Raw genomic sequence first — 18,223 nt, forward strand, 5'->3', positions numbered from 1 at the left:
AGTGCAAGCCGCCCCGACGCCTTCTCGCTGCGGGCGAACGAGGACGGGAGATCCCGCGCCCTGCACCGAAAACGGCGCCGACCCCCACAGAGGGTCGACGCCGCTTGTCGTCGGGGATCAGAGTGCGCGGACGGACTCCGCCTGGGGGCCCTTGTCGCCGGCCCCGATCTCGAATTCGACCTTCTGTCCCTCTTCGAGAACGCGGTAGCCCTGCATCTCGATGGCCTTGTAGTGCACGAACACATCCTGTGCAGCAGCGCCGTCGAGCGCATCCACAGTGATGAAGCCGTAGCCCTTGTCAGCGTTGAACCACTTCACGGTTCCGTTCGCCATGTTTGTCTCCATTGCTCAGTAGTACTCGCCAGCGCCAGCCGGCGGAGCCCTGCATGCGTGCGAGGGGGACGAACGATGGTGCCCAGGACTCGAGCAAGATACTAGGTCGCGACCTGTTGAGCGTGGAAGCCGAAAACCGCGATCACGTCACCTGGCGACGTTTTGTCTCCAGATGTTCACATTCGTGGAACACAAGGCGCGCATTCCCCGGTGAACCCCCGGGGCTTTCGCCCCTATCCGGCGAGGTCGAGGCCGACGATGACGACGATCGTCCCAGCGGCAGCGACGTTCGGATCCAGCACCGCGGTGCCCCCGCCGAGCGACTGCACGAGCGCCAGGGCAGCAGCCTCCTGAGCGGGGTCGTTGTAGGAGACGGTGGTCGTCGCGTAGTCGGAGGTCGGCGCATCCGCCGTCTCCGTCACGTTCCAGCCGGCGTCAGCGAGCTCGGTGGTCGTTCCACCGGCGACGCCAGCCAGCTCGGTGCCGTTGAGCACGCGGACGGCGACGTTCGGGTCGAGCTGCGGCACGACCTCGGCAGGCGCCTCCTCGACAGGGGCGGCCTCGGCCGGCGTCTCGCTGGTCTCGGGCTCGGCGGACGGGCTGAACGAGACGGCGCCGTTGATGATCTGCATGGCAACCGCCGCGACGGCGACGATGACGACGACGGCCAGCAGGCCCCAGAGCCACGAGGCGAGCTTGGCGAGACGGGTTCGGGGCGCGCGATGCGCGCCGCGCCTGTCGAGGCCGGGTGGGATGTCGTCGAAGCGATCCTTGGGGTAGTCCACGTTTTTACCGAATCCGTCCTGAGGTGGGAGAGGCGCTGGACATGCGCTGCTCGCGCCGCAGCTGGCGCTCATCCGCCCGCCGCTCGCGCGCACGCCGTAGGCGGCCGACGAGCATCGGCTGGTGAGCGAGCGCAGCTGGTGTCTCGATGAGCGTAGCGAGATTTCGGTAGTACTGCGTCGTCGACCAGCCGAAGCGATCCCTGATCGCTGCCGTCTTCGCTGCGTTCTGCCGCGGATTCAGGTCTTCGAAATCCAGCAGGGCGCGCTCGAGGTCGCTGAGCTCCACGTCCCGTTCCATGCAGGAAGTGTACGAGCACGGCTCACGGACTGGACTCACGCAACGCGCGTATGCTCGTTCCTCCCTGACCGCTCCCAGCGGTCTCGTCGATCTCCAGGAGGCACGGTGTCCTACGCCGTCAACAAGCCCGATTCCGAGTGGCGCGCTGAGCTCACGCCGCAGGAGTACCACGTGCTGCGCGAGGCAGGCACTGAGCGGGCCTACACGGGAGAGCTCCTCGAAGAGGGGCGCGCCGGACTGTACACCTGCCGCGCATGCGGCTCCGAGCTCTTCAAGGCCGGAACGAAGTTCGACTCCGGATGCGGGTGGCCGAGCTTCTACGAGTCGGTCCGCCCCGACGCAGTCCAGCTGCTCGAGGACCGCTCGCTCGGCATGGTGCGCACCGAGGTGCGCTGCGCGAACTGCGGGTCCCACCTCGGGCACGTGTTCCCCGACGGCTTCGGCACCCCGACGGGCGACCGCTACTGCATGAACTCGCTCTCGCTCTCCTTCACCCCGGACGACGAGACGCCCTCCGAGTAAGGAGCGCAGCACCCGAGTGGCCATGCGGTGCGCGCCTCGCGCACCGCATGGCTATGATGGTGCCGCTGCGATTGCAGCAGGCCGACTTAGCTCAGCTGGTAGAGCACCGCTCTTGTAAAGCGGATGTCGCGAGTTCGAACCTCGCAGTCGGCTCCAGAATCCTCACCGCCCCGCGCGAGTCCCTCGTTGCCTCCGTGTTCCGAAAGCGGCCCGAACTATACTCGGCTGGATGCACGAGCACACGACTGCGCAGCGCGCACCGCGCCCTCAGCGCACGACCGCAAGTCGCGGTGTGCTCGGACTGACCATCGGCGCGGGCCTGATCCTCACGCTCATCGCGATCAGGACGTTCACGGCTTCGCTCGACGACGCACCGGCCCTCGGCCCGATCAGCGACTTCGTGACGCTCTCCTTGAGCGTCGTCATCGAGTCCATGCCGTTCATCGTGCTCGGCATCCTGCTCTCGATCGTCGTCCAGCATTGGCTCCCGCCGGGCTTCCTGATGCGCATCCTGCCGCAGAGCCCCTGGCTCCGACGCGCCGTGATCTCCCTGTTCGGCATCGCCCTGCCCGTCTGCGAGTGCGGCAACGTGCCCCTCGCCCGCGGCCTCGTGCTCCGCGGCTTCACGCCGGCCGAGTCGATCACGTTCCTGCTCGCAGCGCCCATCCTGAACCCCATCACGATCGTCACGACGTACCAGGCGTTCGGCTGGGACCACGGGATCCTGGCCGCCCGCATCATCGGCGGCTTCGTCATCGCCAACGTCATCGGCTTCCTGTTCAGCCGCCACCCGAGACCACAGGAGCTGCTCACGCCGAGCTTCGCCGCAACCTGCGAGCTGGAGGCGAAGCACGGACACGGGGGCCGCTCCGGCGTCCGCGACCGCTTGCGAGCGAGCGCGTCGATGTTCGGCGCCGAGACCTCCACGATGCTCCCCGCGCTCTTCATCGGGTCAGCCATCGCGGGGGCCATCCAGGTCGGCGTCTCACGCGATCTCCTCACGACGCTCGGCGAGCATCCCGTGCTCTCGGTGCTCGTGCTCATGACGCTCGGCTTCGTCATCTCGATCTGCGCGAACGTCGACGCGTTCTTCGCCCTGTCCTTCGTCGGCACGTTCATGCCCGGCGGGATCGTTGCCTTCCTCGTGATGGGGCCGATGATCGACGTCAAGATGCTCGCGCTCATGCGCACGACCTACACGAGCGCGGTCCTCGCGCGCATCACCCTCATCGTCGCGCTGTCGGCCTTCACCCTCGGACTCGGAGTGAACCTCATTGCTTGAACGACTGCTCTCCAGATGGCGCGGGGTCGCGCTCACGCTCTTCACCGTCGTCGCCACGGTGTGGCTCTCCATGACGGGCGGGCTCTCGCTCTACATCCACCCCCGCTACTTCGTGTTCACCTCGATCATGGCGGTCATCGGCGGCGTCCTCGCGATCGCGGCCATCGCCGTCACCCCGGGTCGCGACGACCACGACCACGGACATGACCACGACCACTCGCACGAGTCGGATGCGCTCGGCACATCGACCACACGGCGGAGCAACCGCCGCCCGCGGCTCGGCGCACGTCAGCGCATCGCCGTGATCGCCTCGACGACCGTCACGCTCGTCGTCGTCGCCACGGCGTTCGTGGCGCTCATCATCGCGCCGCCGGTGACGCTCAGCTCCGCGGCGGTGGAGAACCGCTCCCTCAACGCCAACGCGCAGACCGTGGACTCCCCGATCTCGGAGGGCGAGACGCTCCGTGGCCGCGACACCAGCTCCTTCACCGTCAAGGACTGGGCCGCGATGCTCCGCCAGGGCGACGGGGAGCAGCAGGTGCTCGGCGAACGCGCGAAGCTCGTCGGGTTCGTGACCGAGGACCCGGACTCGCCGGACGCCTTCATCCTGGCGCGCTTCGTCGTGAACTGCTGCGCGATCGACGCCGCCCCGGTCGGCGTCGCCGTGCACCAGCCCGGTTGGCAGGGCAGCTACCCCGTCGATTCCTGGGTCGAGGTCGACGGCGCGTTCGTCACGAACCCGAGCGCCTCCAGCGCCGAGCGCGTCGCACTCATGCCGACGACCATCACCGCGATCGACCAGCCGAACGACCCCTATGTCTACTGATCTCGCCTCGGGCGGACGCCGCTTCCGGAGGACGTTCATCCTGTCGGTCATCGTGCTCGCATTGCTCGCCGCGGGGCTCGCCGTCGGCAACATCCTGCAGGGCCCGCGAGTCGCGTCGACGGCGGTCAACGCCATCGGCACGGTCGAGCAGCAGGGCACGCGCCTCGTGCTGACACCGAACCAGCGCCTCCGCGAGATCGACCCTGCGCAGGTCGTCCTCGAGCCAGCCGCCGACTACAGCCTCACGGAGGAGAACGGCACGATCACGGTGACGTTCCAGCAGCTGCTCGCCTACGACACGAGCTACACCCTCACAGTGACGGACGCCGTGAGCTCCTCGACGGGCGTCTCATCGACCCTCGAGACCGAGTTCACGACTCCGCCCCTCGAGGTGTCGACACTCGTCCGCGGGGCGATCTCGACCGGCGGGACGCTCGAGGACCGGGTCATCGAGACGAACGTCTCCGGCGGGGGTGAGCCGAGCATCCTGTTCACCGCCCCGCGCATCCAGGAGTATGCCCTCACGGACGCGTTCGTCGCCGTCATCGAACAGGACTCCGCAGGCCTCGGCACGGTCGGCGTCGCGCCCCGCGCTGAGCCCGGACCGGCTGTCCCGCTGAACGTGGACGCGACCGGGAGCTTCTCGAGCCTCGCCGCCGACGCGGCGAGCGGCCTCATCGGCTTCGTCGTCGACGGCGTGCACGCCGACGGGCAGACCGAGCTGGTGCGCTCGCTGTTCGTCTTCGACACGAGCGACACGTCGTTCCGCCCCAAGCAGGTGGCAGGCCCCGACGGCACACCGCTCATGGTCTCGACGTGGGCGTTCGCGCCCCGCACAGGGGCGCTCATCGCGCAGACCCTCGACGAGCAGCTGTACCTCGTGAACGTGCTCGCCGGCACCCCCGCCGAGCCGATCGGCCAAGCGCAGCACTTCCATGGCTTCGTTCCCGGCACGGCCACCGCCGTGACCTCCGGTGTCGGCGGCTACACCCTCTTCGATCTGAGCTCGGGGACCGCGGAGCAGCTCACCCCGGCTCCGATGACGCTCAGCGAGACGCAGTACCTCACCCAGACGAGCGTGCTCGACCCGGAGGGAACCCAGATCTCCGCGGTCGCGGATGCGGCGGCCGGGCTCGCCGACGTCACGGTGGAGTTCGCCGACGCCGACGGCCAGCGCACGCTCTTCGACCCGGGCGACAGCGGCGAGTGGCTGCGCGACATCTGCGTCTCCCCCAACGGCCAGTACCTCGCCGTCGAGACGGGCCTCGGCGCGCAGGGGCCGGACGGCTACGCCGTCCTTCCCGGTATGAAGCAGTCGACGACCACCGTCATCGACATCGCCACGGGCGCGGAGCTCCGCCGCCTCACCGGCTTCCTGACCTCGTGGTGCCACTGACCCGTCTCCACGACATGGGACCAGATACGACGATGGGCCCCACCCGCAGGTGAGGCCCATCTGATCGCAGTTGCTGCGCCTACTTGGCGGCGCGCTTGGCGGCCCGCAGCTTCGAGACCTCGTACATCGTGATGCTCGTCGCGATGCCCGCGTTGAGGGATTCCGTCGCCCCGTCGATCGGGATGGAGACGATCGCGTCGCAGTGCTCGGTGACGAGCCTCGAGAGGCCCTTGCCCTCGCTGCCGACGACGACGAGGAGCGGAGAGGTCGCGAGCTCGAGCGACGGCAGCGAGACGTCGCCGTCGCCGTCGAGGCCGATGACGAAGACGCCGGCCTTCTTGTACGCCTTGATGGTGGCCGTGAGGTTCGAGGCCATGGAGACGGGCAGACGCGCTGCGGCGCCGGCAGAGGTCTTCCACGCGGAGGCCGTCATGCCGACCGAGCGTCGCTGCGGCACGATGATGCCATCGCCGCCGAACGCCGCCACGGAACGCACGATGGCGCCGAGGTTGCGAGGGTCCGTGATGCCGTCGAGCGCGACGAACAGCGGGTTCCGGCGACGCTGGATGGCGCGGTCGAGCTCCTCCATCGGGTCGGCGTACGTGTACGCCGGCACCTTGATGATGACGCCCTGGTGGACTGCGTCGCGGCCCGCCATGCGGTCGAGCTCGGGACGCATGACCTCGAGGATCGGGATCTTGCGCTCGGTGGCGATCTTGAAGATCTCCTTGACGCGCTCATCCATCTCACCGCGCGCGGCGACATAGAGCGTCGTGGCGGGGATGCCGGCGCGCAGCGCTTCGACCACCGAGTTGCGGCCCGTCACGAGCTCCGTGCTGTCGTCGGTCCGCGCGCGGCGCGGGGCGCCGCCCTCACGCTGCGCCGGACGCGGCTTGGAGCCACCGCGAGCGGCTTCCAGGCGTTCCTTCGCGGCCTTGCGCTTGCCAGCCACGTGCCAGGAACGGTCCTCGGCGCGCGGCGTGTTGCCCCGACCTTCGAGGGACTTGCGGCCGTTGCCGCCGGTGCCCTTCGTGGGGCCCTTCTTGCTGCGGTTGCCGCGCGAATTCGTGCTCATGCCTTCTCCAACGTCCAGAAGCTGCCGTTCGGCGAGTCTTCAATCTGCACGCCGGCTGCTGCCAGCGTGTCTCGAATCTGATCTGCGCGGGCGAAGTCCTTCGCACCGCGGGCCTGCTTGCGCTCCGCGAGCAGCGAGTCGACGAGCGCCGCGAGGGCCGTGTCGCCGGCCGCATCCGCTCCCCCGCTCCACTGCTCAGCGCGTGGGTTGATGCCGAGGATGTCGAGCATCGAGGTGACCTCGCGTGCTGCTCGGGCCGCCGCATCCGCCGCGCCCGTGTCGAACGCCTGGTTGCCGGCGGTCACCGTCTCGTGCAGCGACGCTATGGCCTGGGGGACCGCGAAATCGTCGTTCATCGCGGCGACGAACGCAGCGGGGAGGCCGTCGAGTCGCACCGTGCCCGCCGGCTCGGCTGGAACCGGGAGGCCGGCCCGCTCCGCGCGCTCGAGGAACGACTCGATGCGCGCGAACGACGCGGCTGCCTCCTCGAGCGAGGTGTCGCCGATCTCGATGGTCGAGCGGTAGTGCGCCGACCCGAGGAAGTAGCGGACCACGACGGGGCGAGCGGAGGACAGGAGGTCGAGCGCCGAGACCGTGTTGCCGATCGACTTCGACATCTTCTGCCCTGCCACCGAGACGAGGCCGTTGTGCACCCACGTGCGAGCGAACTCGAGGCCCGCGGCGCGCGACTGCGCCAGCTCGTTCTCATGGTGGGGGAAGCGGAGGTCACGCCCACCGCCGTGGATGTCGAAGGTCGGCCCGAGGTACTTGGTCGACATCGCCGAGCACTCGATGTGCCAGCCCGGCCGGCCTGAGCCCCAGGGCGACGCCCAGGCGGCCGACTCCGGCTCGCCGGGCTTGCGCCCCTTCCAGAGCGCGAAGTCGGCGGCGCTGCGCTTGCCGCGGCTCGGCGCCTCGCCCTCTGCCATGTCCTCGGGGCGCTGGTGCGTGAGCTCTCCGTAGCTCGGCCAGCTGCCGGTGTCGAACCACACGTCGCCGCTCTCGTCGGCGGCCGGATACGCGTGGCCGCGCTCGATGAGCAGCGAGATGAGCTCCTGCATCTCCGGGATGGACCCCGTCGCGCGAGGCTCGTACGTGGGTGGGCGGATGCCGAGCGCCGCGTAGGCGGCGTTGAACTCGCGTTCCACGCGGTACGCGAGTGCCCACCATGGTTCGCCATCGGTGGCTCCGGCAAGAGTCTTGTCGTCGATGTCGGTGACGTTGCGCACGAGCGTCACCCGGAGGCCGCTCGCCTCGAACCATGACCGGAACTGGTCGTAGACGAGCGCCGAACGGAGGTGACCAGCGTGGGGCGCTGACTGCACCGTCGGCCCGCAGACGTACATCGAGACCTCGCCTGGCACCATCGGCGTGAAGTCGCCGAGTGCTTGCGTCTGCGTGTCGTAGATGCGCTGATTCACTGCACCAGCATACGCGTCAGGGCCGCGCGGACGAATGGACGTCCGCGCAGCCCTGACGGCAAAGCGCATGGTGTGCGTTGAACGACCCTCACGAGCCGCAGAACCACCCGGAGTGCTGACTAGGAAGCGAGGACCTTGTCGAGGACGTCGCCGGCCTTCTCCTCGTCGGTCTTCTCGGCGAGCGCGAGCTCCGAGACGAGGATCTGCCTGGCCTTCGCGAGCATTCGCTTCTCACCCGCAGAGAGGCCCCGATCCTGATCGCGTCGCCAGAGGTCGCGCACGACCTCCGACACCTTGATGACATCGCCGGAGGCGAGCTTCTCAAGATTCGACTTGTACCTGCGGGACCAGTTCGTCGGCTCCTCGGTGATGGGGGCGCGCAGCACCTCGAACACACGGTCGAGACCGTCCTGTCCGATGACGTCGCGTACTCCTACCAGGTCGACGTTGTCAGCAGGAACCTCGATGACGAGGTCTCCCTGTGCAACGTTCAACTTGAGGAACATCTTCTCTTCGCCCTTGATGACTCGGATCTTCACCTCTGAAATGGTGGCCGCGCCGTGATGGGGATAGACGACTGTCTCCCCGACCTCAAACTGCATAAATACAAGCCCCTTTCGGCACCTAAGAGTACCATGTCAAAACGGCTCATTCGAGGACTGGGGTGGTAGAGTCCGCCGCCGCTTCGTCCAGGAGGGGCACCTGGATCAGATAGGCTTCCTGCATCCTGTGAATTCGTGCGGCGACAGCCGCACGGTCCGAACCTGGAGGCTCCAGACGTGAAGATCCGCGCCGTCGCGTCCGTCACCCTTGCCGCCGCAGTCGCGGTTGGGCTTGCCGGCTGCAACTACATCTCCCCCCAGCGAACCACGACGCAGTACTCGGCGAGCGACGGCACGAACGCCAACGTCGGCGACCTCGAGGTCCGCAACGCCATCCTCATCACCGACACGCTGGTCGGCACCGACGTGACCGACCGAGCGAACCTCATCTTCTCGGTCGTCAACCACACGGGCAGCGCCGGCTCGCTCGACATCACGTACACGGGACTCATCAACGGCGTCGAGCAGGAGGTCGTCGTGACCGTTCCCGTCGACGCATCCGCAGGCGTCACGCAGGTGGGCTTCGGCGAGGGCGCGACCGTGCTCCTCGAAGGCATGGACTTCACCCCGGGCTCCACCCACGACGTCGACTTCACGGCGACCCTCGACGGCGTCCAGACCATGCAGGCAGTGACCGTCCCCGTGCTCGACGGCACGCTGCCGGAGTACTCGACGCTCGTTCCCGGCCCTGCCCAGACCGAGCCGCCCGCGGCACCGCCGAGCATCGCCCCCACGCCGGCACCCACCGAGGTACCGGAAGAAGGCGGCACGGCCTAGCCGACGCACGCAGACTGCCGAGAAGGGCGCATCCACGTGAGTGGATGCGCCCTTCTCGTGTTGCGCCGTCTGCGAGTCGCTCAGCCCTCGTAGCGGTAGCCGAGCCCGCGCACCGTCACGAGGCGCACGGGGGTCGACGGCTTCTCCTCGATGCGGCTGCGGATGCGCTTGATGTGCACGTCGAGCGTCTTGGTGTCGCCGTAGTAGTCCGGCCCCCAGACACGGTCGATGAGCTGCCCACGCGTGAGCACGCGCCCCGAGTTCCGCATCAGGTACTCGAGCAGCTCGTACTCCTTCAACGGCATGGGGGTCACCTTGCCCGAGACCTGCAGAGTGTGCCGGTCGAGGTCCATGCGAACCTCGCCGACCTCGATGATGCTGTCATCCTCGCCCTCGTCCTCCTGCTCGTTGCGGCGGAGCACGGCGCGCACGCGGGCCAGCAGCTCGCGCGTGGAGTACGGCTTCGTGACGTAGTCGTCGGCACCCAGCTCGAGACCGACGACGATGTCGACCTCGCTGTCCTTGGCCGTGAGCATGATGATGGGCACCTTCGACGTGAGGCGGATCTGCTTGCACACCTCGGTCCCGGGGACGCCAGGGAGCATGAGGTCGAGGAGCACCAGGTCGGCACCATCACGGTCGAACAGGTCGAGGGCGTCGAGGCCCGTCTCGGCGACAGCGACCTCGTACCCCTCCCGTCCGAGGAGGAAGGAGAGCGGCTCATGCAGTGCGGATTCGTCTTCGACGAGAAGGATGCGGGTCACGGAGGCCATTGTGCATATCTTTCGTGAACATTGAGTGACGTGCCAAGGGCCGCGCCCGTTCGACGGCGTGCCGTCGGTCGGGGCCGCCCGACGCGTCTCAGGCTGAGCGGCGCTCGGTGAAGCGCTGCAGGTCGATCTCCGCGACGACGGAATCGGCGGAGGGGAGGCGAACCGTGAACGTCGATCCCTTCCCGGGCTGCGACCAGACGCGCACGTCGCCGCCGTGGTTCTCGGCCACGTGCCGCACGATGCTCAGGCCGAGGCCCGTGCCGCCGGTGCGTCGGGAACGGGCCTGGTCGACGCGGAAGAAGCGCTCGAAGATGCGCCCCTGATCCTCCGGGGCGATGCCGATGCCCTGGTCCGAGATGGCGACCTCGACGGTGTCGTCGACGAGTCGCGTGCCGATCCCCACGCGCGAGTTCGGCGACGAGTACTGGACCGCGTTGGACACGAGGTTCGTGAAGCACATGAGGAGGTGAGCCCGCTCGCCGTAGACGAACGCATCCACGTCGTCGCCGAGCACGATGTCGACGCCGGCCACCTCGGCGGGCACGCGCGACTGGTCGACGGCGAGCGAGAGGATCTCGTGGATCGAGAGGAGCTCCGGGTCTGCGAGGGAGTCGCTCGACTGCAGCCTGGACAGCTCGATGAGCTCGTTGGTGATCGAGGCGAGGCGCAGGCTCTCCTTGCTGAGCCGCCCCGTGAAGTACTTGACCTGCTCCACGTCACCCGCAGACTCTGCGATAGCCTCCGCGAGCAGGGTGACCGCGCCGATGGGGGTCTTGAGCTCGTGACTGACGTTGGCCACGAAGTCCCGGCGCACGCTCTCGACGCGAAGCGCCTCCGTGCGATCCTCCGCGAGCACCAGGAAGAACCGCGTCGAGAGGGGCGCCGCACGCACCCTCACGTGGATCTCCGAGCGCCCGAAGGGGCCACGGGCGATCTCGAGGTCCTTGGTGACCGCCTCGCCCTGACGCCTCGCCTCATCCACGACGGCCCCGACACGCTCGTCGAGGCGCCCGCCGGCACGGACGAGCCCCTTCGACGTAGCCCCCGGGGAGGACTGGTAGACATTCCTGGACGGGTCGGTGACGATCACGATCGAGTCGAGGGCGCCGAGCAGATGCTCGATGCCCTCGGGGAGGCGGGGGGAGAATGCAGCTCTTGCCTTTGCCTGACGTACCGAGGCGACGTGGAGCAGCCAGACAAAACCTGCACCCAAGAGGAAGCCGAGTACGATCGCAAGGACCACTGCGACGGACGAGTCCATGTGCCCAGCATATGGGCCAGCGGACTCGACACCCGTCGTACACGAGTCGGTTACCTTGGCTCCGTAGAATCGCCCGTGAGAGCAGAGTCACTCCCAGAGGGACTGGGCGACCGGTCTGCCTAGAAACGCGGGCAGCGGCACATCGCCCGTTGCCACGAAACAAGAGGATAAACATGCGCGAAGTTTTCCAGCAGGAACTCGCTGAGGTCAGCAACGGCCTCGTGGAGATCGCCCGCCACGTCGAGTCCGCCATGCAGCGCGCCGCCGTTGCGTTCACCACCTCCGATGTCGCCCTCGCCGAGCAGGTCATCTCCGACGATGCCCGCATCGACGAGCTCGCCATCGCCCTCGATGAGCACACCATCGAGATCATCGCCCGCCAGTCACCCGTCGCGCGCGACCTGCGCCTCGTCGTGAGCGCGCTGCGCATCAGCTCCTCGCTCGAGCGCATGGGCGACCTCGCGGCGCACATCGCGGCGCTCGCTCGCTACCGCTTCCCCGGCGGTGTCGGCCCGAACACGCTTCGTCCCGTGTTCGCCGAGATGAGCCGCCTCGACGTGGCCGTCGCCCGTCAGCTCGTCGCCCTGCTCGACGCGGGCAACGACGAGGAGACGAACCGCATCGCCGACGAGATCAAGGCGAGCGACACGCAGATCGACGACCTGCACCGCAGCACGTTCGACGCGCTCCTGTCCGACGACATCCAGGCGCAGAGCGTCGAGGTCGTCGACGCGACGCTCGCGAGCCGCTACTTCGAGCGCTTCGCCGACCACGCGGTCTCGATCGCACAGAAGGTGCAGTACCTGACCAGCGGCGAGTGGATGCAGGAGAAGGAGCCCTCCACTCCGGTCGCCCCGGTCACCCCCGGCGCCTAGGCGTCTCGGGTCCTCAGGGCCGGGCGTGACAGCCCGAGGGTGAAAAACGGCCCGGCTCTGAGCAGCAGCAGAACGGCGGATGCTCCAGGAGATTCTCCTGGAGCATCCGCCGTTCTGCTGTTCAGCGAGGCCCGGTGCTACTTGCCCTGCGACGCGACCGCGGCAGCTCCTGCGGCTGCTGCCTCCGGGTCGAGGTACTCGCCCTTGCCGAGGACTTCGTGCGTCTCGGGGTCGAAATGGTAGACCAGGGGCATGCCGGTCGGGATGTTCACGGCGGCGATGTCGTCGTCGCTGATGCCCTCGAGGTGCTTCACGAGCGCACGCAGGCTGTTGCCGTGGGCGGCCACCATGACGGTGCCGCGCTTCACGAGCGTCGGCAGCACCTCCTCTTCCCAGTACGGGAGGAAGCGAACGAGGACGTCCTTCAGGCACTCCGTGCGGGGCAGCTCATCGCCGAGGTCCGCGTAGCGCTCGTCGTGCGCCTGCGAGAACTCGCTGCTGTCGTCGAGGGCGGGCGGCGGCGTGTCGTACGAGCGGCGCCACTCCATGAACTGCTCCTCGCCGTACTGGTCGCGGACCTGGGCCTTGTCCTTGCCCTGCAGGTCGCCGTAGTGGCGCTCGTTGAGGCGCCACGTGCGCTCGACGTCGATCCAGCCGCGGCCGGCTTCCTTCAGCGCGAGGTTCGCGGTGTCGATCGCGCGCGTGAGCAGCGACGTGTAGAGCACGTTGGGCTTGAGGCCGGACTCGCGGATGAGGCGGCCCGCGCGGGCACCCTCTTCGCGGCCCTGCTCGGTGAGCTCAACATCCACCCAGCCGGTAAAGAGGTTCTTCTCGTTCCATTCGCTCTGTCCGTGACGGACCAGGATGAGGGTCAGCGCTTCAGTCATGGTCCAAGCGTACCGAGTGGGGGTGACCCGCGTGCGACGGCGAGGAGACCGAAGCTGAAATAGTCTCGTCGCATGCCATTGGGTCGACTCACACGCGGAACGACGGGAACGAACCGCCTGCGGAGAGTCGACCGCTGGATCGCGGAGCACCCCGCGCTGCAGTCCGCCCCGCGCCCGCTTGTCGTCGACCTGGGCTACGGGGCGAGCGGCGCGACGGCATTCGAGCTGGCGGATCGCCTCCGACGGGCCTCTCCCGAGGTGCGAGTGCACGGCCTCGAGATCGACCCGGGGCGCGTGGCGCTCGCCAGAGCGCAGCTCGCCGATCGGCCAGAGCTCGCGGGCCGAGTGAGCTTCGCCGTCGGTGGCTTCGAGGTGCCGACTCCCGGCGGCGAGCAGCCGAGTGTCATCCGAGCCATGAACGTGCTGCGGCAGTACGACGAGTCGGAAGTCGCCGAGGCCTGGGCCCGGATGACCGGTCGACTCGCGCCAGGCGGCCTGCTCGTCGAGGGAACATGCAACGAGGTCGGCCGCGTATCGTCCTGGATCGGCGTCGACGCGGCCGGACCTCGGACGTTCACGGTCTCGCTGCACACCGCCAGTCTCGAGTCTCCGCTCGTGGTTGCCGAACGGCTGCCGAAGGCCCTCATCCACCGCAACGTGCCTGGCGAAGGCGTGCACGAGTACCTGAAGGCGCTCGACGACGCCTGGCAGCGGGAGGCCCCACGACAGACGTTCGGCGCGAGGCAGCGCTTCATCGCCGTGTGCGAGCGGATGCGCGCGGCCGGCTGGCCGCTCGCCGACTCGCGGAAGCGCTGGCGCCTCGGCGAGATCACGGTCTCGTGGGACGCCGTTGCCCCCGCCTCCGGCGCGCTCGCACCCTCGTAGTCCGCGCGTCGGGGGCCACGGCGCGGCGACTAGTGGACCTCGGGGAGGGCCGTGCGAGCGGCCTCCGCCTCCATGCCGCTCGCGATGAGCAGGTCGACGACGAGGGGCCTGCACTGCATGAGCAGCACCGAGTCGCCGAGCTGCGCTCCGTGCAGGTGCTCCGGCTCCAGCCTGGCCGCCGCGATGAGCAGCGTCTGGCGCGACTGGTGGAGCATCGCGTCGTCGTCGAGACCGAGCTGGAGCTCGAGCATCCCCGACTGGATGTCGCCGAGGAGATCGGCGAGCTCCTCGCGGTGGCGACCATCCCACGACAGCGACCAGGCACGCCGCGCGACCACCCGGAGATTGCGCGTGGCGAGGTCGATGCTCGTTCGCAGTTCCGCCATCCGCTCGACCCTCCCGCGATGGTGGCGCATGAACGGCGAGATCCGGGCGATGGATGCGGCGCTCTCGAGCTCGGTCGACCAGGCGTCGAGCGTGGCCTGCGTCATGCGCAGCTCCTCGAGCGCAGCGAGGCCTGCGTCGCTGTCTCCCCTGCGCAGGGCCTGCGAGATATCGCCGAGCGCCTGGGCGAGCGCGCCGATGAGCCCCTTGGCCTCGTTCTTCGCGAGCGCCGACGCGTTGCGCGGGATGAGCGCGGTCGCCGCGATGGCCACCGCTCCCCCGATGACCGCGTCGAGGAGGCGCGAGTACTCGCCGACGCCCTGGACGGGGATGAGCTGCACCAGCGACGCCTGCACGGCGGCGCCGATCGCGAACCCGGGGCTCGGGTGCACGAGCCGCGCGAGCAGGAGCACGACCGCGAGGACGACGGTCACCTGCCACACGCCGCGCCCGAAGAGCAGGAGCGAGAGGTTGGAGAGCAGTACCCCGAAGGTGATGCCGAGCGCCGTGTCGAAGACCCGACGCGGGCGGGCGTCGCGCTGCAGGCCGAGGCTCGTGATCGCGACCGTCACGGCGAGGAACGGGATGGGATGCCCGAGCCCCCAGTGCGCGATCGCGTATGCGGCGAAGGCCGCCGCCGTGATCTGCAGCACCGCCGGAAGCGAGGCCCGCAGACGGGCGAACGCGGCCCCGACGCCAGCCGCCGGAGCCGACATGTCTACTGCCCGCGACGCTCGAGGCGCGGCAGGCGGGGCACGTCCGCCGCGCGGCCAGCCGTCGGCGACACGATCGTCGTCGCGCTCGCCGAGACCTGCTGCCCGTCGGCGAGCTCCACGACAAGCGAGGCGTCTTCCGCGAGCGAGCGCTTCACGAGCGCCAACGCGATGGGGCCGTCCTCGTGATGGATCGCGACCGAGCTGATGCGTCCGACCGTCTGCGCCTTGGCGTCGCCCTCGACCGAAAGCGTGCTGCCGGCCACGGGAAGCTCGCCGAGCGAGCCGTCCAGGTCGAGGAGGACGATCCTGCGCGGCGGACGACCGAGGAAGTGGACCTTCGCGACCGTCTCCTGCCCGCGGTAGCAGCCCTTCTCGAGGTGGACAGCGCTGCGGAGCCAGTCGAACTCGTGCGGGATCGCCCTCGAGTCGACCTCAGCCCCGAGGCGGGGACGGAGCGCCGCGATGCGGAGCGCCTCGAACGCGTGCATGCCTGCGACGGGCAGCTCGCCCGCCAGTGCGCGGTCGACGAGCTCCTGCAGGCTCGCGCGCTCGAGGACATGCAGCTTCACCGGGAAGTCGGCTCCGGGGTGCGCGTCGACCGCGCCGTCGGCGGGGATGACCGGGAACTGCGAGTAGCTCCAGCCGTGTGCGGGAGGAGTGGCCCACGGGTCGTTCCAGACGAGCGGCGTGCCGTTGGGGGCCGCCGCACCGAGGTCGAGCTGGCCGAGCGTCGCGACGACTGCGAACTGGTCCGTGACCTCGGCGACCTGCACGTCGAGGAGGAACCGCATCCGGTTCAGCCAGGCCGCGAACACGGGAGCCGACTCGCGCTCGGTGATGAGCCAGGTCGCCGTACCGTCGTCGAGCACGGCAGCGCCGTGCTCGATGTGCCCCTGGATGTCGAGGAGCAGCGTCTCAGCACTCTGCCCGGGCTCGAGGGTCGTGAGCCGCTGCGAGGTGAGCGAGTCGAGCCAGGTGAGCCGGTCGGCACCCGTGAGGCGGATGACACCGAGGTGCGAGGCATCCACGATGGAGCGGCCCGCTGCGAGCTCACGCTGGTCGGCCGTCACCTGCCCGTAGTGCCAGGCGACACCCGCGTCGATGCCGACGCCCTCCACCGCGCCGGGGAGCGCGAGGAAGGGCGAACGGTACGGCTGAGGCTCGTCGGCGACAGACGAGGGCTCGTTCGAGACGGGGTACTCAGTCAAGCTTGGCCAGCTTCGCCGACGCGTGGGTCGCGAGCTCCTGGCCGAGGGCGGCGATGTCCCAGGCCCACAGCAGCTCCCCCGCCACGTAGCCGTACATGCGGGTGGACGCGGTGAACTCCTTCGCGCCGGGCGCGAGCAGGACTTCCTCGGTCTTCAAGTCGATTCGCGGCCCGCGCGCGCTGCCGCTGTAGCGCTCGAGGAGTCCGGTCGGGTGCACGACGGAGACCTCGAGCGGGAACGCCTGCTCGTCGTCGCGGAGCCCCTCGACGCCGTCCGCATCGGTGATGGTGGCGGGGGCCGTCGGGGGAAGGTAGCCGGGACCGACATCGCCGTCGTCCCTCGTGCGCGCCAGCCGCCAGAATCCGGTCTCGCCCGTGAGCGGCACCTGCACGGGCTCGTCGCCCGTGCCCTCCTCGAGCCACAGCTGCGCGGAGTAGTTGAGGTAGGGAAGGCCGTCGTGGCTGAAGCTCACACGTTGGCGGAAGGCCTGCTCGCGCACTTCCTCGCCCACCTTGTACTCGACGTGGCCAGTGCCCTCCCACACGCCGAGCAGCCAGGAGAGCGGCACGATCTCGGGAGGGAGGTCAGTTGGGATGTCGTACACCATCGGGGGTTTCCTCTCGATCCAGCAGCTGCGGCGCCCTACGGGGGCTGGCTAGTTCTGACCCTTGAAGAGGTTCTTCAGCACAACCACGGAGACGAAGCTGATGGCGATGAGCGCGAGCACCAACAAGCCGGTGAAGATGATTTCGATAACAAGCACGGTGTCCATGCCGTCCATCCTAGCCATTGCGGCCGCGCGCGAAGGGCGGCGCGGTTCAGCTGTGACTCGGTGTTCCGACGACCGCGTCGCCGCCGAGCATCGCGAAGCCGAGCGAGGCGACGCCAAGCACGACCAGGGCTCCGACCAGGCTGAGACTCATCCGCATGATGAACCCGTCGCTCTCCTGCAGGCGCAGCTGCAGGAGGCAGGTCAGGCAGATGAGCGTGAGCATGAGGATGCTCACCCAGACCAGGTGCCGCGAGGGATCCGCGAGGATCGCAACGCCGAACACTCCGACCACTGCAGCCAGCCAGACGATGCCGATGCTCACTCGTTCGCGGGTCATTGCCCCATTGTGCACGCTGGAGCTGTCCCGAGGGTGCGTAGACTAGCCAGCGAGTCCGACCAAACATCGAGGAGGCCACATTTGGCAGACGTCCTCTTGTTCAGCGCCGGCGGCGTCGAGCACGCTCTCCCTTCCCTCACACTTCTGGCGCACCGCGTCCGGGTGCTCCCACCGACCGCGTCAGCCCTCGCATCCGCTCCCCAGGCGGACGCGAACATCATCGATGGCACGAGCGACCTCCCGAGCGCGAAGCGCCTGTGCGGCGTGCTCAACACGATCGAGTCGTCCGTTCCTGTGCTGCTCGCCATCACGGAAGGCGGCCTCCCCGCCATCTCCTCCGACTGGGGCATCGGCGACGTCATCCTGCGAACGGCCGGGCCGGCCGAGGTGGATGCGCGCATCCGTCTCCTCCGCCCCCAGGCGGCGGTCGAGGAGCCGAGCGGCACGATCGCCATCGGTCCGTTGACGATCGACGAGCACAGCTACACGGCCAGGTATCGAGGGCGCACCCTCGACCTGACGTTCAAGGAGTTCGAGCTGCTGCGGTATCTCGCCTCGCACCCCGACCACGTGTTCACGCGTGAGCGGCTGCTGAGCGAGGTGTGGGGCTACGACTACTTCGGCGGCACGCGCACGGTCGACGTGCACGTGCGACGCCTGCGCGCCAAGCTCGGCGATCAGGAGAGCGTCATCGGCACGGTGCGCAACGTCGGCTACCGGCTCCTGCGCAACGGCGAAGCGGCCCGGGACGAGCCGGTGCCCACCGGCGGCTCATCGCTCGACGACGCCACCACCCCCTAGGAGCACC

General features: G+C 68.8%; 21 protein-coding genes and 1 tRNA gene. 9 read left to right on the forward strand and 13 right to left on the reverse strand.

Annotated elements, in window-relative coordinates; translation table 11 throughout:
* Window positions 1–117: 117 nt before the first annotated feature.
* From C5E06_RS12880 to C5E06_RS12890, 3 genes are all read right to left on the reverse strand, one after another.
* Window positions 118–333 carry a cold-shock protein gene (locus tag C5E06_RS12880; RefSeq protein WP_068479823.1) on the reverse strand — a complete coding sequence of 72 codons (216 nt, stop codon included), beginning with the start codon at window positions 331–333 and terminating at the stop codon, window positions 118–120.
* Window positions 334–566: 233 nt separating this feature from the next.
* On the reverse strand, window positions 567–1,118 hold the full coding sequence (locus C5E06_RS12885) for a LytR C-terminal domain-containing protein (RefSeq protein WP_104307082.1): 552 nt from the start codon (window positions 1,116–1,118) through the stop codon (window positions 567–569).
* A gap of 4 nt (window positions 1,119–1,122) precedes the next feature.
* Window positions 1,123–1,416: a DUF3263 domain-containing protein gene (locus tag C5E06_RS12890; protein ID WP_104241914.1), complete on the reverse strand. Its 294-nt coding sequence runs from the start codon at window positions 1,414–1,416 to the stop codon at window positions 1,123–1,125.
* 105 nt (window positions 1,417–1,521) lie between these two features.
* Here C5E06_RS12890 and msrB point away from each other — a divergent pair, with 105 nt between their 5' ends.
* From msrB to C5E06_RS12915, 5 genes are all read left to right on the forward strand, one after another.
* Window positions 1,522–1,938: a peptide-methionine (R)-S-oxide reductase MsrB gene (msrB, locus tag C5E06_RS12895; protein ID WP_104241916.1), complete on the forward strand. Its 417-nt coding sequence runs from the start codon at window positions 1,522–1,524 to the stop codon at window positions 1,936–1,938.
* An 80-nt stretch (window positions 1,939–2,018) separates the two neighbouring features.
* A tRNA-Thr gene (locus tag C5E06_RS12900) sits at window positions 2,019–2,094 on the forward strand.
* A gap of 73 nt (window positions 2,095–2,167) precedes the next feature.
* The gene (locus tag C5E06_RS12905) at window positions 2,168–3,220 is read left to right on the forward strand and encodes a permease (RefSeq protein WP_104241918.1); all 1,053 of its coding nucleotides are present in this window, start codon (window positions 2,168–2,170) and stop codon (window positions 3,218–3,220) included.
* A complete protein-coding gene (locus C5E06_RS12910) occupies window positions 3,213–4,046 on the forward strand; it encodes a TIGR03943 family putative permease subunit (RefSeq protein WP_104299346.1) in 834 nt (277 codons plus the stop codon). The genes C5E06_RS12905 and C5E06_RS12910 overlap by 8 nt, the downstream gene beginning before the upstream one ends.
* Window positions 4,036–5,442 (forward strand): hypothetical protein, encoded by a 1,407-nt coding sequence (locus tag C5E06_RS12915; RefSeq protein WP_104307083.1) that lies wholly within the window; start codon window positions 4,036–4,038, stop codon window positions 5,440–5,442. Before C5E06_RS12910 ends, C5E06_RS12915 begins: the two co-directional genes overlap by 11 nt.
* A 79-nt stretch (window positions 5,443–5,521) precedes the next feature.
* On the opposite strand, the gene rlmB is transcribed toward C5E06_RS12915, so the two are convergent.
* The 3 genes from rlmB to C5E06_RS12930 form a co-directional block, all read right to left on the reverse strand.
* On the reverse strand, window positions 5,522–6,517 hold the full coding sequence (rlmB, locus tag C5E06_RS12920; RefSeq protein ID WP_104241924.1) for a 23S rRNA (guanosine(2251)-2'-O)-methyltransferase RlmB: 996 nt from the start codon (window positions 6,515–6,517) through the stop codon (window positions 5,522–5,524).
* Window positions 6,514–7,938, reverse strand: coding sequence for a cysteine--tRNA ligase (cysS, locus tag C5E06_RS12925; RefSeq protein ID WP_104307084.1), 1,425 nt, complete (start codon window positions 7,936–7,938; stop codon window positions 6,514–6,516). Before cysS ends, rlmB begins: the two co-directional genes overlap by 4 nt.
* A 119-nt stretch (window positions 7,939–8,057) precedes the next feature.
* A complete protein-coding gene (locus tag C5E06_RS12930) occupies window positions 8,058–8,540 on the reverse strand; it encodes a CarD family transcriptional regulator (protein ID WP_104241928.1) in 483 nt (160 codons plus the stop codon).
* 177 nt (window positions 8,541–8,717) lie between these two features.
* Between C5E06_RS12930 and C5E06_RS12935 the strand changes: the two genes are divergently transcribed.
* Window positions 8,718–9,317, forward strand: a complete 600-nt coding sequence (locus tag C5E06_RS12935; protein WP_104241930.1) for a DNA modification methylase — start codon at window positions 8,718–8,720, stop codon at window positions 9,315–9,317.
* A gap of 80 nt (window positions 9,318–9,397) precedes the next feature.
* On the opposite strand, the gene C5E06_RS12940 is transcribed toward C5E06_RS12935, so the two are convergent.
* Window positions 9,398–10,081, reverse strand: coding sequence for a response regulator transcription factor (locus C5E06_RS12940; protein WP_068479999.1), 684 nt, complete (start codon window positions 10,079–10,081; stop codon window positions 9,398–9,400).
* 97 nt (window positions 10,082–10,178) lie between these two features.
* Window positions 10,179–11,351: a cell wall metabolism sensor histidine kinase WalK gene (locus tag C5E06_RS12945; protein WP_104241932.1), complete on the reverse strand. Its 1,173-nt coding sequence runs from the start codon at window positions 11,349–11,351 to the stop codon at window positions 10,179–10,181.
* A 173-nt stretch (window positions 11,352–11,524) separates the two neighbouring features.
* On the opposite strand from C5E06_RS12945, the gene phoU reads away from it, so the two are divergent.
* Window positions 11,525–12,226: a phosphate signaling complex protein PhoU gene (gene phoU / locus C5E06_RS12950; RefSeq protein WP_104241934.1), complete on the forward strand. Its 702-nt coding sequence runs from the start codon at window positions 11,525–11,527 to the stop codon at window positions 12,224–12,226.
* A 137-nt stretch (window positions 12,227–12,363) separates the two neighbouring features.
* On the opposite strand, the gene C5E06_RS12955 is transcribed toward phoU, so the two are convergent.
* Window positions 12,364–13,113, reverse strand: coding sequence for a phosphoglyceromutase (locus tag C5E06_RS12955; RefSeq protein ID WP_104307085.1), 750 nt, complete (start codon window positions 13,111–13,113; stop codon window positions 12,364–12,366).
* Between the two features lie 72 nt (window positions 13,114–13,185).
* Here C5E06_RS12955 and C5E06_RS12960 point away from each other — a divergent pair, with 72 nt between their 5' ends.
* Complete coding sequence (locus C5E06_RS12960) at window positions 13,186–13,998, forward strand: bifunctional 2-polyprenyl-6-hydroxyphenol methylase/3-demethylubiquinol 3-O-methyltransferase UbiG (protein WP_104307086.1); 813 nt, start codon at window positions 13,186–13,188, stop codon at window positions 13,996–13,998.
* Window positions 13,999–14,027: 29 nt separating this feature from the next.
* Here C5E06_RS12960 and C5E06_RS12965 read toward each other — a convergent pair whose 3' ends face one another.
* The 4 genes from C5E06_RS12965 to C5E06_RS19645 form a co-directional block, all read right to left on the reverse strand.
* On the reverse strand, window positions 14,028–15,098 hold the full coding sequence (locus C5E06_RS12965; protein ID WP_104241939.1) for an FUSC family protein: 1,071 nt from the start codon (window positions 15,096–15,098) through the stop codon (window positions 14,028–14,030).
* 2 nt (window positions 15,099–15,100) lie between these two features.
* Window positions 15,101–16,306, reverse strand: coding sequence for a folate-binding protein YgfZ (locus C5E06_RS12970; protein WP_104307087.1), 1,206 nt, complete (start codon window positions 16,304–16,306; stop codon window positions 15,101–15,103).
* A complete protein-coding gene (locus C5E06_RS12975; RefSeq protein WP_104307299.1) occupies window positions 16,299–16,910 on the reverse strand; it encodes an FABP family protein in 612 nt (203 codons plus the stop codon). The genes C5E06_RS12970 and C5E06_RS12975 overlap by 8 nt, the downstream gene beginning before the upstream one ends.
* A 214-nt stretch (window positions 16,911–17,124) precedes the next feature.
* Window positions 17,125–17,415, reverse strand: a complete 291-nt coding sequence (locus C5E06_RS19645) for a hypothetical protein (RefSeq protein WP_228496617.1) — start codon at window positions 17,413–17,415, stop codon at window positions 17,125–17,127.
* Window positions 17,416–17,496: 81 nt separating this feature from the next.
* On the opposite strand from C5E06_RS19645, the gene C5E06_RS19650 reads away from it, so the two are divergent.
* The gene (locus tag C5E06_RS19650; protein WP_228496618.1) at window positions 17,497–18,216 is read left to right on the forward strand and encodes a winged helix family transcriptional regulator; all 720 of its coding nucleotides are present in this window, start codon (window positions 17,497–17,499) and stop codon (window positions 18,214–18,216) included.
* The last annotated feature ends 7 nt before the right edge of the window (window positions 18,217–18,223 follow it).

The organism is Pseudoclavibacter sp. RFBI5 (genome assembly GCF_002931395.1).
Taxonomy (GTDB): Bacteria; Actinomycetota; Actinomycetes; order Actinomycetales; family Microbacteriaceae; genus Pseudoclavibacter.